This is a genomic window from Bacillus sp. FSL P2-0099 (assembly GCF_038007445.1).
Taxonomy (GTDB): domain Bacteria; phylum Bacillota; class Bacilli; order Bacillales; family Bacillaceae_G; genus Bacillus_A; species Bacillus_A mycoides.
In genome coordinates this window covers 5,336,880-5,352,036 of sequence record NZ_JBBOXE010000001.1, presented here as the reverse complement: position 1 = coordinate 5,352,036, position 15,157 = coordinate 5,336,880, and the positions used below count along the sequence as shown (strand labels likewise).

The 15,157-nt window shown below is 33.0% G+C and carries 14 protein-coding genes; 6 read left to right on the top strand and 8 right to left on the bottom strand.

Going from position 1 to position 15,157, the window contains the following annotated elements; translation table 11 throughout:
• Nucleotides 1-128: 128 nt before the first annotated feature.
• Entirely contained in the window at nt 129-1,112 is a 984-nt protein-coding gene (gene guaC / locus MKY90_RS27735) for a GMP reductase (protein WP_002068771.1), read from the bottom strand.
• Nucleotides 1,113-1,383: 271 nt separating this feature from the next.
• Between guaC and MKY90_RS27730 the strand changes: the two genes are divergently transcribed.
• From MKY90_RS27730 to MKY90_RS27720, 3 genes are all read left to right on the top strand, one after another.
• Nucleotides 1,384-1,710, top strand: a complete 327-nt coding sequence (locus tag MKY90_RS27730; RefSeq protein WP_215599119.1) for a hypothetical protein — start codon at nt 1,384-1,386, stop codon at nt 1,708-1,710.
• Between the two features lie 35 nt (nt 1,711-1,745).
• Nucleotides 1,746-2,003 carry a hypothetical protein gene (locus MKY90_RS27725; RefSeq protein ID WP_033728263.1) on the top strand — a complete coding sequence of 86 codons (258 nt, stop codon included), beginning with the start codon at nt 1,746-1,748 and terminating at the stop codon, nt 2,001-2,003.
• 179 nt (nt 2,004-2,182) lie between these two features.
• Complete coding sequence (locus MKY90_RS27720) at nt 2,183-3,628, top strand: DEAD/DEAH box helicase (protein WP_215599120.1); 1,446 nt, start codon at nt 2,183-2,185, stop codon at nt 3,626-3,628.
• Nucleotides 3,629-3,671: 43 nt separating this feature from the next.
• Here the strand turns inward: MKY90_RS27720 and MKY90_RS27715 are convergent, their stop codons facing one another.
• The gene (locus MKY90_RS27715) at nt 3,672-4,232 is read right to left on the bottom strand and encodes a DUF1836 domain-containing protein (RefSeq protein ID WP_002130171.1); all 561 of its coding nucleotides are present in this window, start codon (nt 4,230-4,232) and stop codon (nt 3,672-3,674) included.
• A gap of 164 nt (nt 4,233-4,396) precedes the next feature.
• On the opposite strand from MKY90_RS27715, the gene trhA reads away from it, so the two are divergent.
• Together trhA and galE are read left to right on the top strand one after the other, a co-directional pair.
• Complete coding sequence (gene trhA / locus MKY90_RS27710; RefSeq protein WP_002016441.1) at nt 4,397-5,044, top strand: PAQR family membrane homeostasis protein TrhA; 648 nt, start codon at nt 4,397-4,399, stop codon at nt 5,042-5,044.
• Between the two features lie 183 nt (nt 5,045-5,227).
• On the top strand, nt 5,228-6,244 hold the full coding sequence (gene galE / locus MKY90_RS27705; RefSeq protein WP_002130169.1) for a UDP-glucose 4-epimerase GalE: 1,017 nt from the start codon (nt 5,228-5,230) through the stop codon (nt 6,242-6,244).
• Between the two features lie 49 nt (nt 6,245-6,293).
• Here the strand turns inward: galE and pelG are convergent, their stop codons facing one another.
• Genes pelG through MKY90_RS27680 form a run of 5 tightly spaced genes read right to left on the bottom strand, consistent with a single transcriptional unit; the run spans nt 6,294 to nt 13,123 of the window.
• Nucleotides 6,294-7,751 carry an exopolysaccharide Pel transporter PelG gene (pelG, locus tag MKY90_RS27700; RefSeq protein ID WP_002167287.1) on the bottom strand — a complete coding sequence of 486 codons (1,458 nt, stop codon included), beginning with the start codon at nt 7,749-7,751 and terminating at the stop codon, nt 6,294-6,296.
• Nucleotides 7,739-9,160: a GT4 family glycosyltransferase PelF gene (gene pelF, locus MKY90_RS27695; RefSeq protein ID WP_002130165.1), complete on the bottom strand. Its 1,422-nt coding sequence runs from the start codon at nt 9,158-9,160 to the stop codon at nt 7,739-7,741. Before pelF ends, pelG begins: the two co-directional genes overlap by 13 nt.
• A gap of 3 nt (nt 9,161-9,163) precedes the next feature.
• Nucleotides 9,164-10,996, bottom strand: coding sequence for a DUF2194 domain-containing protein (locus MKY90_RS27690; RefSeq protein ID WP_002130164.1), 1,833 nt, complete (start codon nt 10,994-10,996; stop codon nt 9,164-9,166).
• Nucleotides 10,980-11,900 carry a tetratricopeptide repeat protein gene (locus MKY90_RS27685; protein ID WP_002035014.1) on the bottom strand — a complete coding sequence of 307 codons (921 nt, stop codon included), beginning with the start codon at nt 11,898-11,900 and terminating at the stop codon, nt 10,980-10,982. The genes MKY90_RS27690 and MKY90_RS27685 overlap by 17 nt, the downstream gene beginning before the upstream one ends.
• On the bottom strand, nt 11,900-13,123 hold the full coding sequence (locus tag MKY90_RS27680; protein ID WP_050000792.1) for a GAF domain-containing protein: 1,224 nt from the start codon (nt 13,121-13,123) through the stop codon (nt 11,900-11,902). Before MKY90_RS27680 ends, MKY90_RS27685 begins: the two co-directional genes overlap by 1 nt.
• A 296-nt stretch (nt 13,124-13,419) precedes the next feature.
• Between MKY90_RS27680 and MKY90_RS27675 the strand changes: the two genes are divergently transcribed.
• Nucleotides 13,420-14,238 (top strand): endo alpha-1,4 polygalactosaminidase, encoded by an 819-nt coding sequence (locus MKY90_RS27675; RefSeq protein ID WP_016096433.1) that lies wholly within the window; start codon nt 13,420-13,422, stop codon nt 14,236-14,238.
• Nucleotides 14,239-14,355: 117 nt separating this feature from the next.
• Here MKY90_RS27675 and MKY90_RS27670 read toward each other — a convergent pair whose 3' ends face one another.
• Nucleotides 14,356-14,757: a hypothetical protein gene (locus tag MKY90_RS27670; RefSeq protein WP_201057113.1), complete on the bottom strand. Its 402-nt coding sequence runs from the start codon at nt 14,755-14,757 to the stop codon at nt 14,356-14,358.
• Between the last annotated feature and the right edge of the window lie 400 nt (nt 14,758-15,157).

The window sequence follows — 15,157 nt, the reverse complement described above, 5'->3', positions numbered from 1 at the left end:
CCCCTTATTATAAGTATCTAAAAACATGATACTAGAAAATTCAGTGAAATGAAAATATTTTACATTTTTATAAATGAAAAAGAAGGACAAGCATAAAAAATGCTTGTCCTTCTAGTTGAATTTATAAATTAATATACTTTGTCCCCGTTGAAAATAGAGTTTTTCACGACTACATAATCTACAGTACGAATTGCGTCTAATTTTGTTCCACCAGCGTAAGAGATAGAAGATTGAAGATCTTGTTCCATTTCGATTAAAGTGTCTTCTAAAGAACCTTTATGCTCAACGAACATTTTCTTGCCTTCAACGTTTTTCTTCTCACCTTTTTGGAATTCAGAAGCTGAACCGAAGTACTCTTTATAAAGTTTGCCATCTTTTTCGATTGTTTCCCCTGGAGACTCTTCATGACCTGCGAATAGAGAACCGACCATAACCATAGTTGCTCCAAATCGAATTGATTTAGCTACGTCGCCATGTGTACGAATACCACCGTCAGCGATAATTGGCTTACTTGCAGCTTTTGCACACCAGCGAAGTGCAGCTAGCTGCCAACCGCCAGTTCCAAAGCCTGTTTTAATTTTAGTAATACAAACTTTACCAGGTCCAATGCCAACTTTTGTTGCATCAGCACCAGCGTTTTCTAATTCTCTTACCGCTTCTGGAGTTCCAACGTTTCCAGCGATAACGAAGCTTTCTGGTAAATGTTTTTTAATATGTTGAATCATGTTGATCACAGCGTTAGAGTGACCATGTGCGATATCGATTGTAATGTATTCAGGTGAAAGTTGCTCAGCAGCTAATTGTTGTACGAATTCGTACTCGTCTTCTTTAACACCAACGCTGATTGAAGCAATTAATCCACGTGATTGCATATCTCTAATGAATGAAATTCGTTTCTCTGGTTGGAAACGATGCATGATATAGAAGTAATTATTTTCAGCTAAATAAGTTGCGATTCTTTCATCAATAATCGTTTGCATATTTGCAGGTACAACAGGTAATTTAAATTTATGTTTTCCTAAAGTGACAGTTGTATCACATTCAGATCGGCTATTTACAATGCATTTTGCAGGAATTAATTGAATATCTTCATAGTCAAATACGTTTTCCATCATTTACACCCCTAAAATACGAATATTTTATTTTTATTGATTAAAAATGTTCGTCCATAGGATAATTTACATCATTTTCAGTAAGAAGTCAAAGATTTTCTTAACGTTTTTTAAAAAAGAAGCCAATATATTTTAAAAATAACGTTAAAAACGAATTTAAATAGATTTCTTATGCATAATGTTCGTTTATAAAAAAGAAAGGAAAGTTGCGATAATTGCATAAGATTGTATGTATGCTTCTTATTTTGAGCGAGGGGGCTGAGGAAATACTATGAAAAAGTTAATACTAATAATAGGAATAAATTTTTTGGTTACTGCCGGATGTAGCAATAATGATGCATTTGATAAGGCAGAGAAACAAGGAGATTTAGCATTGGAAAATAAAGAATACGATAGAGCAGTCGCATCTTTTGAATTAGCATTAAAAGAAAAGAAGGATGATCGGGAAATAAGGCTGAAGGTGAATCAAACAAATAAAATGATGGAAGCATTACAGGAAAGTAATATAGACCGAGCAATTTCGTTATTGAGGGAAATTGAAAATGATTCTGCTAGTTCAGTTATATTAGCCAAACAAAAGAAAAACGAGAAGTTTTAGCTAATCAAAAAGATGAGGAAGAAAAATATAAGCAAATGCTAGTTAAAGTAGAGGAGTTGAAAAACGAGCAGAAGTTTGCGGATGTAAAAGAGCAACTTAACGTAATTATTAGGGAAACGAAAGGGAAAGAACAGTTTAAAATATATTATCAAAATGCGAATGAACAAATTATACAGAGTGTGCCGAGGGCAGTAGATGTAGATAAAACAAAAGATGAGAACCGTAAGGAAGAAAAAGTAATAGAAGAGAAGCCGAAGAAAGAAAGTGTTATTACCGGTCAGAAGGCAGAATAATATTTTTAAAAAGTTTTTAAAATAGAAGATCCTTTTGTTTAGTCAGGCGAATCACGAATGATTCGCCTTTTTATGTGAGCTTTCAAGTATAATGAATAAGGTGATAATAAGGTATATGATGATTCATTGATAGAAAAAGCGAAAAAAGAAAATAATACAGAATAAAAAGAGGTTAATATATGAGTAAAAAAAGTTTTACCGATTATGCATTAAGTAAAGAAATTGTAAGAGCACTTACTGGTTTAGGATATGAACATCCAACGGAAGTGCAAGGAGAGGTTATTCCAGTTGCCTTGCAAAAGAAAGACCTTGTCGTGAAATCACAGACTGGAAGTGGAAAAACCGCTTCATTTGGCATACCACTTTGTGAAGTGGTGGAGTGGGAAGAGAATAAGCCACAAGCTTTAGTTTTAACACCGACGAGAGAGCTTGCGGTGCAAGTAAAAGAAGACATTACGAATATAGGTCGTTTCAAAAGAATTAAGGCCGCTGCAGTTTATGGTAAATCTCCATTTGCACGTCAAAAATTAGAGTTAAAGCAAAAAACACATATTGTAGTTGGGACTCCTGGCCGTGTGTTAGATCATATTGAAAAAGGTACCCTTTCTTTAGAGTGTTTGAAGTATTTAGTTATTGATGAAGCGGATGAAATGCTGAATATGGGTTTTATCGATCAAGTAGAGGCAATTATTGACGAATTACCTAAAAAACGAATGACAATGCTATTTTCAGCAACACTTCCAAAAGATGTTGAAAAGTTATCTCGTACGTATATGGATTCGCCAACGCATATTGAAATTAAGGCTACCGGGATTACAACAGATAAAATTGAACATACACTTTTTGAGATGAGAGAAGAGGAGAAGCTTTCACTTCTTAAAGATGTAACAACGATTGAGAATCCAGATAGTTGTATTATTTTTTGCCGTACGCAAGAAAATGTAGATCACGTATTTCAGCAGTTAAAGCGGGTTAACTATCCTTGTGACAAAATACATGGTGGTATGGTACAAGAAGATCGTTTTGAAGTTATGGACGATTTTAGAAAAGGAAAGTTCCGTTATTTAGTAGCGACAGACGTAGCTGCTAGAGGAATTGATATTGATAATATTACACATGTTATTAACTATGATATTCCATTAGAAAAAGAAAGTTATGTACATCGTACGGGAAGAACGGGACGAGCTGGTAATAACGGGAAAGCTATTACATTCATGACGCCGTATGAAAATAGATTTTTAGAAGAGATTGAGGAGTACATTGGCTTTGAAATTCCAAAGGCACTTGCACCTTCAAAAGAAGAAGTTATGAAAGGGAAAGCAGTATTTGAGGAAAAGATACATGCTAAACCAATTATAAAGAAAGATAAAAATGCAGACATAAACAAAGGAATTATGAAATTGTACTTTAATGGCGGGAAGAAAAAGAAAATTAGGGCGGTAGATTTCGTCGGTACAATTGCTAAAATTAAAGGTGTTACAGCAGAAGATATAGGAATTATTACAATACAAGACAATGTTTCTTACGTTGAAATATTAAATGGAAAAGGACCACTTGTTTTAAAAAATATGAAAAACACAACGATTAAAGGGAAACAATTAAAGGTTCATGAAGCAATTAAGTAAACAAAAAAACTATCCACCTCTAACAGGTGGATAGTTTTTTTGTTTAAGTTTCTTTGAGGTCATCAACTAGTTTCTCTGCTAAACGTCTATACATATTACTCATAGTCACGAAGGATGTTAGTAATAAAAACTTTTCTAGCTTTGGATCTTCTAAGGAAGAAACCTCGTTTACTTCCTTAACACGGTTATTCACGTCTTGCTTAAAGCTTTCCACATTGGTGTCAGTAAGAGAAAGGTAATCTTTATATAGAGTGTTTAATTCGAATGTAGCATCGTTTATTAACGGTGCATTTATATTTTCTAAGGAGCTTTTTATATCATTAATGGAAAGAGCTCCTTTTAATTGATAAATTAAGCTGATTAAAATCATATGTTCTTTTGAATACTTTTTATTTTTGATAGGGATGAATAATTTCCCTTTTGCGTAATTGTTAATCATTGTTTTTGTTAATACTTTTTCATCATCAGTTCTCGTTGTATCCGCATAAGTATTCTCAAATAGTTGGACAACTTGGTCTACATATAAGTCGACATTTGGGATATCCTCAAGTTTAATACTTTTTTCTAAATGTAATGATTCAAGTAATTTATTTATATTTTCCACGTAGAACCCCTCACTTTTATAACTTAGTGGAACTTAATGTTTAGTATATCTTTAAATATGGTATTACGAAACAAATGAATTGTAAATGTTGACCCACACGGATAATATGTATATAATTACATGTAGTTATGAAAACTACATGTAATTATATGAGGGGTGTTTATATGAATGTTTATGTAAGAGAACCGGTTAATGCATTTACTCACTTAGGAGGAGCTGTATTATCATTTATTGCATTATTAGCTATGCTTGTGAAAGTTTCTGTTAAGATGCCATCTGTTGCTGCAATTACAGCTGTTATTTTATTCGGTATCGGGATGATGGTCCTTTATATGGCATCAGCTGTGTATCATAGTGTCGTAGCCAGTGAACGTGTTATTTATTTCTTTAGGAAGCTAGATCATTCTATGATTTTCATATTAATTGCAGGTACATATGCACCCTTTTGCTTAATTACATTAAATTCGGCAAATGGTTTACTATTATTTTGTTTAGTTTATGCAACGGCAATTTGTGGTATTGCTTTTAAAATGTTTTGGTTTAATTGTCCAAGATGGTTATCGACAGCAATTTATCTTCTGATGGGTTGGTTAATTGTTCTATTCTTTGCACCGCTAGCTGAGAATCTAAGTACAGGAGGTATTATTTTCTTAGTACTTGGAGGCATTTTTTATACAATTGGTGGGTTTATTTACGGTGCGAAGCCAAAATGGTTGGAGTTTAAATATATGGGACACCATGAAATTTTTCATGTTTTTGTATTGTTAGGTAGTCTTGCACATTTTCTAAGTGTATATTGTTACGTAATTTGATCAAAAAACGCCACGCGATGTCTGTTATGTGGCGTTTTTTTATTACCTGATTTGAATCGTGTATTGTACTAAAAATCATGGGATAAAATGTAAGTTTCTGTGTTCGCATAATAAACATATGATAAGAAATATGTGATATACTTTGAGAAGTTTATAATGAATGAAATATGGAGGACTATAATTATGGCAATACTTGTAACAGGTGGAGCAGGATATATTGGTAGTCATACATGCGTAGAATTACTAAAAAACGGTTACGAAATTATAGTAGTAGATAATCTTTCGAATAGCTCAGTAGAGTCTATAAATCGAGTGACAGAGATAACAGGAAAACAGTTTAAATTTTATAAAGAAGATATTTTAAATCGAGAAGCACTTGATACGATTTTTGAAGAAAATACAATTGAAGCTGTTATTCACTTTGCAGGCTTTAAGGCTGTAGGGGAATCAGTAGAAATTCCGTTAACGTATTATCATAACAACATTACAAGCACACTAGTGCTATGTGAAGTGATGCAGAAGCATAATGTGAAGAAGATGATCTTCAGTTCATCTGCAACAGTGTATGGTATTCCAGAAATATCACCAATTACGGAGGAGTTTCCATTAAGTGCAACAAATCCATATGGTCAAACGAAATTAATGATTGAGCAAATTATGCGTGATGTAGCATTTGCGGATGCAGAATGGAGTATCACATTACTTCGTTATTTCAACCCATTTGGTGCACATGAAAGTGGACGTATTGGAGAAGATCCAAACGGAATTCCAAATAACTTAATGCCATATGTAACACAAGTAGCAGTAGGGAAGTTAAAGGAATTAAGTGTATTTGGAAATGACTATCCAACAAAAGATGGCACGGGTGTCCGTGATTATATTCATGTTGTAGACTTAGCAAATGGCCATGTAAAGGCGCTTGAAAAGGTACTTGGCACTACTGGGATAGATGCATACAATCTCGGTACAGGTACTGGTTATAGTGTGTTGGAAATGGTTGAAGCATTTGAAAAGGTTTCGGGCAAAGAAGTTCCTTATAAAATTACGGAGCGTCGACCTGGTGATGTGGCAGTATGTTTTGCAGATGCATCGAAAGCGAAGCGTGAATTAGGATGGGAAGCAAAACGCGGATTAGAAGAGATGTGTGCAGACTCTTGGAGATGGCAATCAAATAACAAAAATGGCTATCTAGAAGTTTAATAAACAGATAAAAAAATGACCTTTTGCGGGAGCAAAAGGTCATTTTTATTTATTTATTTCCATTAAGTTTATTAGCAAATTTAGTAAAGAAAGTTCGCCGTTTTATAGGAGTATTTGACTGACAAAACGTATAGTAATCAATATCTTTAATGTAAGTAAAGAGTCTAGAAATAGCATATAAGAATGTAATAGAAGATCCAAGTGCAAAACTAATACCGTAACCATTGAACCCAAATGGAAGTAGAAGAAGACTTAATAACAAATTTGCAGAAAAGAACAGGGCTGATGTTCGAAATGCCCCTTTACGATCTTCAAAATATAAGAGTAGTAACGTGATAACAAGGACCATCCCGTTTGCATAAGCACCAATTATAGTCAGCTGCAAAATAGAGTATTCAAGTGTTACGTTCCCAGATTGTGAACTAAACATCCATATTATAAAAATAATAAGTAAAGAAAAAATACCTTGATTACGAAGTATTCGTTCCATTTCTTGCTTTAGGACAAAGTTCATTGATTCTTTTAATTGTAAAATTGTATTTAATGTCGCCCCATTGTTAACTGAACCGAAGAACTTCTTATACCGTTCATAAAACCTTGTTTCAATGGATACTACGAAGAAAATATAGGTTGGGATAATGCTTAAATAAGCCCAGAAAACAGATGTATCATAAATTTGATGATAAATAAACGTGTTTTCAATATTTCCTCGCCCTTCTCCGAACCAAATAACAAAGTTACATACCCAAATGCCAATATTGTAAAGTAAGCTTGACCAAAATAGTTCTGGATATTTATCTAAATAAGAAAGAAAGGTAAATTGTTCAGTAGCATCACTATTTGGAAACATTCGTACAATAACTATACTTAACCACACTAATGTAATGAAAGTCCCGATTGTAAAAGAAATTAAAAGTAATAGGGCCAATCCGTGTTCTATTCCAAGTGTTGGATGCCAGTAAGCGATAAGCGCAATTCCAGATAAGGAGAAAATGGAACCAATTAAAAATGCAAGAGCGATGGACTGATAATCTTTAGCTGCTGTTAAATAAATGGATTGAATCCAAATGATGTTTAAAGCTAAAAATAAAAATAGCATCACGATTTTATAATACAAGGCTAATGGCGTAAAAATTGCAAACAAAAGCCATAAGATAATAGCTAAAAAAAGTGTGATTTTCGTCATTCCTAAAAAGGAAGAAAATACTTTATCAGCTTTTTGCTCATATAAAAGGTCGGCCACATATCTAGTTACGATGAGCTGCAAGGCACCATATATGATTTGAGAAAAAATGAAGCAGTATGAAATTGAAATTGTAAAAAGGCGCTGTTCCTCAATTGAAATAGAATGGAACAAACTTAAAATGTATCGAATAGCTGTTACTGCTAAAATAACGACTAACCAAGGACCAGCTGTAACAAATAATGAAAATCCGTACGCTTTTATTCTGGAAGAATAGTAGTCTTCTTGGAATAATTTTTGTAAACGAAATCCTATCCCTGCCATGTTTTTTTACCTCTTTCTAAGTAAAGCTTACGATAACTATCAACGACACCTGATAATTGATAGTGCGCTTCAATACGATTGCGCCCGTTATCCCCAAATTGTTGAATGGATTCAGGGTGACGATAATACCACTCTAAATGAATGGCAACTTGTTCAGGAGATACAGGTGGTACAACAAATCCACATTGTCCGTAAGGATCTTCATCTTGTCCGTAAATTAATTCCTTACAAGAGCCGACATCTGTAACAACCCATGGTAATCCTGCTGCCATTCCTTCTAACATAGCTAATGGTTGTCCTTCAGATATACTTGTTAATACGAGAATATCTGTTTGTTTTAAGTAATCTTTAATATTTACTTTGCCGGTCATTATTACATGCTCTTCTAATCCTAATTGTTGAATTAAATCACGACATTCCTGAGCATATTCTGCTTCTTCCGTATCAGGACCTAGTAAGTAAAATATAAATGGAATATCTTTTTCTAATAATAATTTAGCTGCATAAATCATTGTTTTTACATCTTTAATTGGCACAACTCGTATAATAGCGGAAATGATGAGTTTATCCGAATTGTATTTTGGTTTACGTAACCCTTTATAGTCAGATAAAGTAACGCCATTTGGAACGATTTTTAGTTTATGGGCCGGAGCACCTAATTCTTTTTGATATGCACTATTTCGGCCGAACAACGTAATTACATCAGCGGCTTGTTCATATGCTTGATGAGACAAGTGATGAAAGAAAGAAACCCATCTTTTTTTATATTCAATTGGTATCCAAGTAGATTGTAGTATTTCTTCTTCACGCTCCCGAGAATAAATACCGTGTTCAGTTAGAATAAATGGTATATCGGACTTGGCACTAATTGCAGCACCGAGCAATCCACCATACCCTGTCGATACAGAATGAATAAGATCTAATTCAGGAAAATCAATTTGTAAAATTTGAATGATTGGTGTGAACATAGATCTCCACATCCAAAAGTAATTTAAGAAGGATCCACTACTTTCTTCATATAAATAGCTTTCTTTAACGATTGCATAAAACTCACGGCTTTCGAAGAAGGAATGGAGTGTTCCTAGCTTTTGTTTATTTCCTAATATTTGTAATGCTGTTGTATCGTTAGCTTGAAATGTAAACCATTTTTGAAGTGTCTGTACTTCTTGTTTAGTTAAATTGGTTTTTATATATTTTGCTTCATTTTCTGATTGCAAAGGAATCAGAATGATGTCTTTTACATTGCTTGGAATTTCATATTGATATTCATCTTCTGTTTTTACTTGAGGGACTATCGCGAAAATCGTAAATTCATGTTCTTTAAACTGCTGGATAATCATTTGAACCCAGCTTGCTACCCCTCCACTTACAAAGGGATAGCTGCCTTCAACGACCAAACCTATTCTCATCTGTTATGCTCCTTTAATTGGAATCGTAGCGCTGGCTTTCGTTAACGTAACGCTATAAATTTGGGAATCAAGCTTTTTAACTGTACCGTAAGAGAATGAGCCAGGTTGTATTTTCTTACCTTCTTCTACACGTATAATTGTTGAAGTATGGTTTGGTAACCCTTTATATGCAATGTGAACAGCATCATCTTCATAAGAAACATCTAGGTCACCAGTTTGATAAATTTTCATAGAAGCAGTTGCTTCACTTTGGGTCATACTTTTTATATAAGGATATCTTTCTCGTATTTCTTTAATTGTCTTTTTATAAGCTTTAAATAATTCTTCCCATGTTAAATTACCTGAGCGTTTTTCATCAAGGATATCATCTGGATGGACGAAATGTGAGATAACCCCTAAATTTGCGGTAACATCAGTTAAGATAAATTGCTCTTCATCTGTGATAGCATAGCCGCTCGTAATGCGCGGGAAGTGATAAATGTTTTTATTATGTTCATCTGGTCCAAATTCTTGAATTAAACTACCGTTACTTTTACTTCCCACATATAGAGAAGCAACTGTTTCCATAGTTGGAACCGCGTCGTTTAATGCACTTAATCCAGTTGTATTTATAATATTGGATGGTGGTACATAGGTTTTTAATTTTTCGTTTGGAAAGAAGTTATACACGAGTTTTTGCAGAGCATCTAAGGAGCTCTCCATATCCTCTTTTGAATTCCATGGAACATATTCAAGTGCTTTATCTACTGGATCTGGTGGTAATAATAAAGGTTGATGGTTATAGCCATGAATGCCTATTTCCCCGCCGTGACTTAGTAATTCTCTCCCAAATAATAAATAGGTATTTCTATTTTTACCTGTGAAATCTTCAAAGGGTGGCGTTACTTTATTTTGGTACGTCCCAATGGCAACACCCGTATATTTAATATCAAGATCTTCAGAGATATCCTTCATATTTTTCCACCAATGTTTTTTATAAAATTCTTCAACAGAAATTTTTTCTTTCGTTAAGTTTTTTAGTTCTCCACTTGGAATCGGAGATGGGAAGTCATCGATATACATAATCTCCGCTCCAAGTTGTGCTGTAGCGAAATTTGGGAAAATAGTACCCAGTGATTGAACGAACATACCTCTACCTAATTTATCGTTCAATGCTGTTGTATTCCAATATAAGACTTTTCCTTCACCGTAGTCATTGGTCCAAAGGATGGGAGTATCTTCTGCTGTAATCCAAGTATTAGTTGTATTCTCATCTAGCGTAATATTCAGTGAGCTATGAGTAAACAGTGGAGAAGAACTTGAGAGATCTGGATAACCAGGGAATAAAACTTCTTCAAAGGTTAATCCTTTCGCATCTTTGAAACCTTCTTTTTTGGTAATACCAAATAATGTGTTCCAGGAAGGATCTGAATCAAATCGGTTTGCGATAATAATTCTTCCGCCCATTTGTACAAAATTTTGAATATCAGCTTGTGGAAGTTGCTCCATTATTTCACCTGTAATAATAATCCCTGTATAGGGAGAGGGAGTAAGTCCCTTAATTTCATTAGCTGTAATATCTTTATAGTGTAGGTGTGCGTAATCCATTGCTTTCTTCGTATTAAATTCGACTTGTTGCCCTAAGGTATTATCCGTTTTTAAAACGTATAATTGCATTTTTTGTCCATTTTGAGCTACATCTTTTGCTTTGAGTGTTTTAACAGTATCTGTTTCTTTAGTTTTAGGAACAGAAAACTTTTGATAAAAATTTTCTGTTCGATATATAAGGATGGATAAAATTAAGAGAAATAAAATGATACTAATAATCCCGATATATATATTAATCCCCTTTTTCAATGTGTGCGCCTCCAAACTGCCTTACAAATAATTGATATTTACGCGGTAGTATATGAACTCTTTTTGCATCTGTTAGATTATTGATTAAGTTATAGAGCTCGTCCCATAACTGTTGCTCATAATATATTTCAAGTAAACCAACGTAACCGTAATATGATTCAGGATAGAAATGAATAAGATTTAAAAATTGTTCTTCAGACTTTGCATATTGTTTTGTGTGTAGAAACAGATTTCCAAGATGGAAAGGGTAAAGAGGTTCGTTAGGGAATAGTTCTACACCTTGTGTAATAAAATTCATAAATTCAGCGATTATTTTTTCTTTTTGCTGATTAGAAAGAAGACCACTGTTTATATATCTTAAATAGTTAGAAACCAATTCTTTTGCAATTTCATTTTGTGGATTTTGTAGAAATTGCTTATTTAAGTATTCGATTTGTTTTTCGTACCGTTCATTTAGTAAATTAATAGTAGTCGCTGCGTAATGCACAGTTTCAGGATCTTTATGGTGAATGGCTTCTTTCAATAAGCCTCCTTCATTAGCAATAGAGGAGGAGCTTAACTGTACAATGAGTTGTTTATGTAATTCAGGCTTATCTAGTTCTAATCCAGAAGAAAATGAAATTAAGTCCATATCTTGTTTTGCTGATTCCAAAATATCTTCGTAATTATCAACGTGAAAGGCAACATAATCAGAGTATTGCTGTAACCACTCGGTTTTGGAACGTCTTATATTAAGTAATAACATGATTGCTGATACAATAAGTCCGATAAGCGGGAAAAGAAGAGATAGAATCAAGCAAAATTCAATAATTCCTTTTTTATCTTTAGTAATCAAACTTTTCGTAAATCGAAATAAAAGAAAAACCAAAATAACATAAATAAAATAAAGAAGGAGTAAAATCATTAGACTATCACTCCTTTAGAAGAAAGAGCGTTTTGTATACGAGTTTGAACTTGTATACAAAACTGTTCTTCAGTGCCAGGTAATAAAATCATGATTTTCTGCTCGGTCGTACTATAACCGAATATATCGATATCTCGCAAATGGTCTTTTAAAATAGAATTTATCATTCCTAAATAATCTTGTGGAGCATTGAACTCAAAATAGGAATATGGATAAGATAGTGTTTCGTAACGTTTCTTTTCTATTTTTAGTAAATGTTCAAATTCATCTTCATAATAAATGCTTGTTTTAGGGAATGTGCGATCCTCTTGACTGGATAGCCAAAGATTAGAAGCGTTTTGTAAACGATCACCCATCCAGCGTAAATACCATGTGAAAAGTTCGAATTGCTCAGAAGTTACTTTTGAAAATTCGATTTCGTCTAATATAATGACGTATTGTACATCATCTTGGAATAGGACGGGACCAACTAAAAGTGGAGCGTCTTGAAAATCCTCATCTGTACGGAAAAAAGGTCGATTATGCGCTAGCGCATTTTTGATGACTAAGGAAGCGTTTTTAACGAAAATAGATTGAGATAATGTATTTTTACCAGTTTCAGCTCTTAATTTAATACGAAGCGATTGTTTATTGTTATCAACGTGATAGATACCAATTTTTTTTGCTCCAAAATACATTTTTAATACATTCATTCCTTCATCGAGTACAATTTCAGGATGTGTATGATTTAAAGCTTTAAACATATGATACATTTTAGATAAGTGGTTATTTGACTCAAGTACACGAGAACGTAGTGTAATACGTGTTTCATCCAATTGTTTCACGACATATTTTAATTCTTTATTTTCAGCTTTCAACTCATTATTTATCATATGTACATCTTCATAACGTTCTTTTTGTGCAGTGCTCATCAGTCCACAGCATAAACTAATAACAAGTAAGAAAATCCAACTTATCCAGTAATCTAATGAATAAAAGTACAGTAATACATCATTTTCTTTATATATACCGCTTATAAAAATATAAATCATTGCTTCCAGAAAGGCGAAAAGGGCAATAGATATGCCATACCGGCTAGAAATAATTAATGTAATAAATAAGAGTAGGAAGTATTCATACGTTGGTGTAAGAAAATCAGTTAGTATTGATAGAAAAAATAGTGCAATAAAGAGAATCGTAGGTTCAATCATCTTTTGGAATATATTAGATTGTCTATAGTGCATAAAAAACCCCTTCTTTCGTTTGCAAATTTAATTTTGAGGAATAGTACACTGAAATAAAATACATAATTTAAAAGAATTATTTTAAGATATATAATATATAAAGCCCAAATCATTTTATCAACAGAGATGTAGTAAATTCAAGTGAAATAAATTCTAATTTCTGTTAATGTATTGAATTTATTGGGATTTTTATAAAAAATCGAGTTTGAAAAAATGTAGAATGTTATGGTATTACTATATTTGTATTAACATTTAAAACAATAGAAAATTACAGTTGTATAGGGGGTAATATTATTATGGAGTGGAAACGTTCCGTATGCTTTTTAGCTATATTTTCTTTTATTTTTTCCTCAAGTACATCCGCACAAGCAAATGTTGTGGAACCAGTTTTAAAAAATGTACGAAGTTATAAAATTTATTATGGTGAAGCAAATGAGCAAGTAATTGAGAGACTTTCAAAGTATGACATGGTTATTATAGAGCCATATGCATTTACGAAAGAACAGGTTCAGCAATTAAAAAAATCAGGAACGGTAGTTCTTGGCTATGTTAGTGTTTTAGAATTAGAATCGTGGCATAAATCGCAAGTAGTTGAATCAGACTATTATTATAGAGATGGTAAGAAAATGAAGATTGAGCAGTGGGATACATATATTATGAATTTAGCTGATGAACACTACCGTGGGATTGTTGTGAATAAGGTGAAACAGCAAGTTATTGGAAAAGGAATAGATGGGGTGTTTTTAGATACAGCTGGTGATATTGATGACTATTTTTATGATCAGCCGTCTACACAAGGGAAATTTCGAGAAGCATATGTAAATTTATTAAAAGAAATTAAAAGTGTTGATTCCAACCTGCTTCTTATACAGAATTGGGGATTTGACACAATCAAAAATACATCCTTGAATTTTATACATGGTGTATTGTGGGAAGACTTCAATAAACAAGTTATTGCGAAAGATGAATGGAGTCAAAATTGGATGCGTTATTTTAAACAACAAAGCAATAAAATTGTAACGTTTACCGTGACCCCAGATAATGTATCTAAAAAATATAGTTCTACAAATGGATTTGTTCCTACAATAAATCCGAATGATATTTATGATAAATAGCAAGTGTTCAAAATGAGATACTATCAAGATTGATTATCACGCTTTAGGTCAGTAATACGATTATCTTATAAAGATAAATGTATTACTGACCAGCCCCTTTCACATAATAGGGGAGATTTAATGAATTCGAACGAGTTGTTTATGGTATACTGTATTACCTTCTTGGCTTGTATATGGCGGGATACTTCGCCCAAAACAATTTGCAACAATATTGGAGTGGCCAGGATAAGAAATACGAATTTCATACAAATCAATAGAGTCATCTAAATCAGCATAAAAAACTGCTAAGTGGTTGCCTTGTAAAATATATGGGAATGCTACTTCCGAATTTTCACCAATTAGTACAGGTAATTTTACAGGATTAGAATAGTTAGACCAATCCCAAACCTCTATAGTTACATGGTGTGTGTAATATGCATCTAAATTTACAATGTTTACTACTGCTGAAACAGTTGTAGGCTCTCTTGTTAATACACCTGTGGAGTGAAAAACAAAATGATTTGGATAATGAAGAGGCATAAATATCAAACCTTTCTAAATTAATATGAGTGTACGATATTCTATGCAAATAATTAATAGAATGAGATAGGGAAAATGTATCATTCTACTAATTTTTTATAGAAATTCAAAACGTAGTATTGAAAAGTATTCCAACACTTGTATCATTGTTAGAGTACGTTTATAATCAAGGAATCCTATTTCATGTTTTGATAGGGTTATTTATTATTGAAAGCGTTTTAAATTTGTTATTTTTTAAGGTAGGAAGTCTAACTTATTCAGGTTAAAAATTATGTATGTAGTTTTAAATAGGAAGAAAAATAATAAAGTGAAACTTTAATCAGTGGGTGGGGGTTGTTCATCCCCACTGATTATTAGCCTTCACCAATCGGGCTTTACGGGCAGTTGATCTCCCACTTAA

What these genes read in the sequence shown, in the direction of transcription:
- guaC (WP_002068771.1), bottom strand. Translation starts at nt 1,112, where the DNA reads ATGGAAAACGTATTTGACTATGAAGATATTCAATTAATTCCTGCAAAA.
- MKY90_RS27730 (WP_215599119.1), top strand. Translation starts at nt 1,384, where the DNA reads ATGAAAAAGTTAATACTAATAATAGGAATAAATTTTTTGGTTACTGCC.
- MKY90_RS27725 (WP_033728263.1), top strand. Translation starts at nt 1,746, where the DNA reads ATGCTAGTTAAAGTAGAGGAGTTGAAAAACGAGCAGAAGTTTGCGGAT.
- MKY90_RS27720 (WP_215599120.1), top strand. Translation starts at nt 2,183, where the DNA reads ATGAGTAAAAAAAGTTTTACCGATTATGCATTAAGTAAAGAAATTGTA.
- trhA (WP_002016441.1), top strand. Translation starts at nt 4,397, where the DNA reads ATGAATGTTTATGTAAGAGAACCGGTTAATGCATTTACTCACTTAGGA.
- galE (WP_002130169.1), top strand. Translation starts at nt 5,228, where the DNA reads ATGGCAATACTTGTAACAGGTGGAGCAGGATATATTGGTAGTCATACA.
- pelG (WP_002167287.1), bottom strand. Translation starts at nt 7,751, where the DNA reads ATGGCAGGGATAGGATTTCGTTTACAAAAATTATTCCAAGAAGACTAC.
- pelF (WP_002130165.1), bottom strand. Translation starts at nt 9,160, where the DNA reads ATGAGAATAGGTTTGGTCGTTGAAGGCAGCTATCCCTTTGTAAGTGGA.
- MKY90_RS27685 (WP_002035014.1), bottom strand. Translation starts at nt 11,900, where the DNA reads ATGATTTTACTCCTTCTTTATTTTATTTATGTTATTTTGGTTTTTCTT.
- MKY90_RS27680 (WP_050000792.1), bottom strand. Translation starts at nt 13,123, where the DNA reads ATGCACTATAGACAATCTAATATATTCCAAAAGATGATTGAACCTACG.
- MKY90_RS27675 (WP_016096433.1), top strand. Translation starts at nt 13,420, where the DNA reads ATGGAGTGGAAACGTTCCGTATGCTTTTTAGCTATATTTTCTTTTATT.
- MKY90_RS27670 (WP_201057113.1), bottom strand. Translation starts at nt 14,757, where the DNA reads ATGCCTCTTCATTATCCAAATCATTTTGTTTTTCACTCCACAGGTGTA.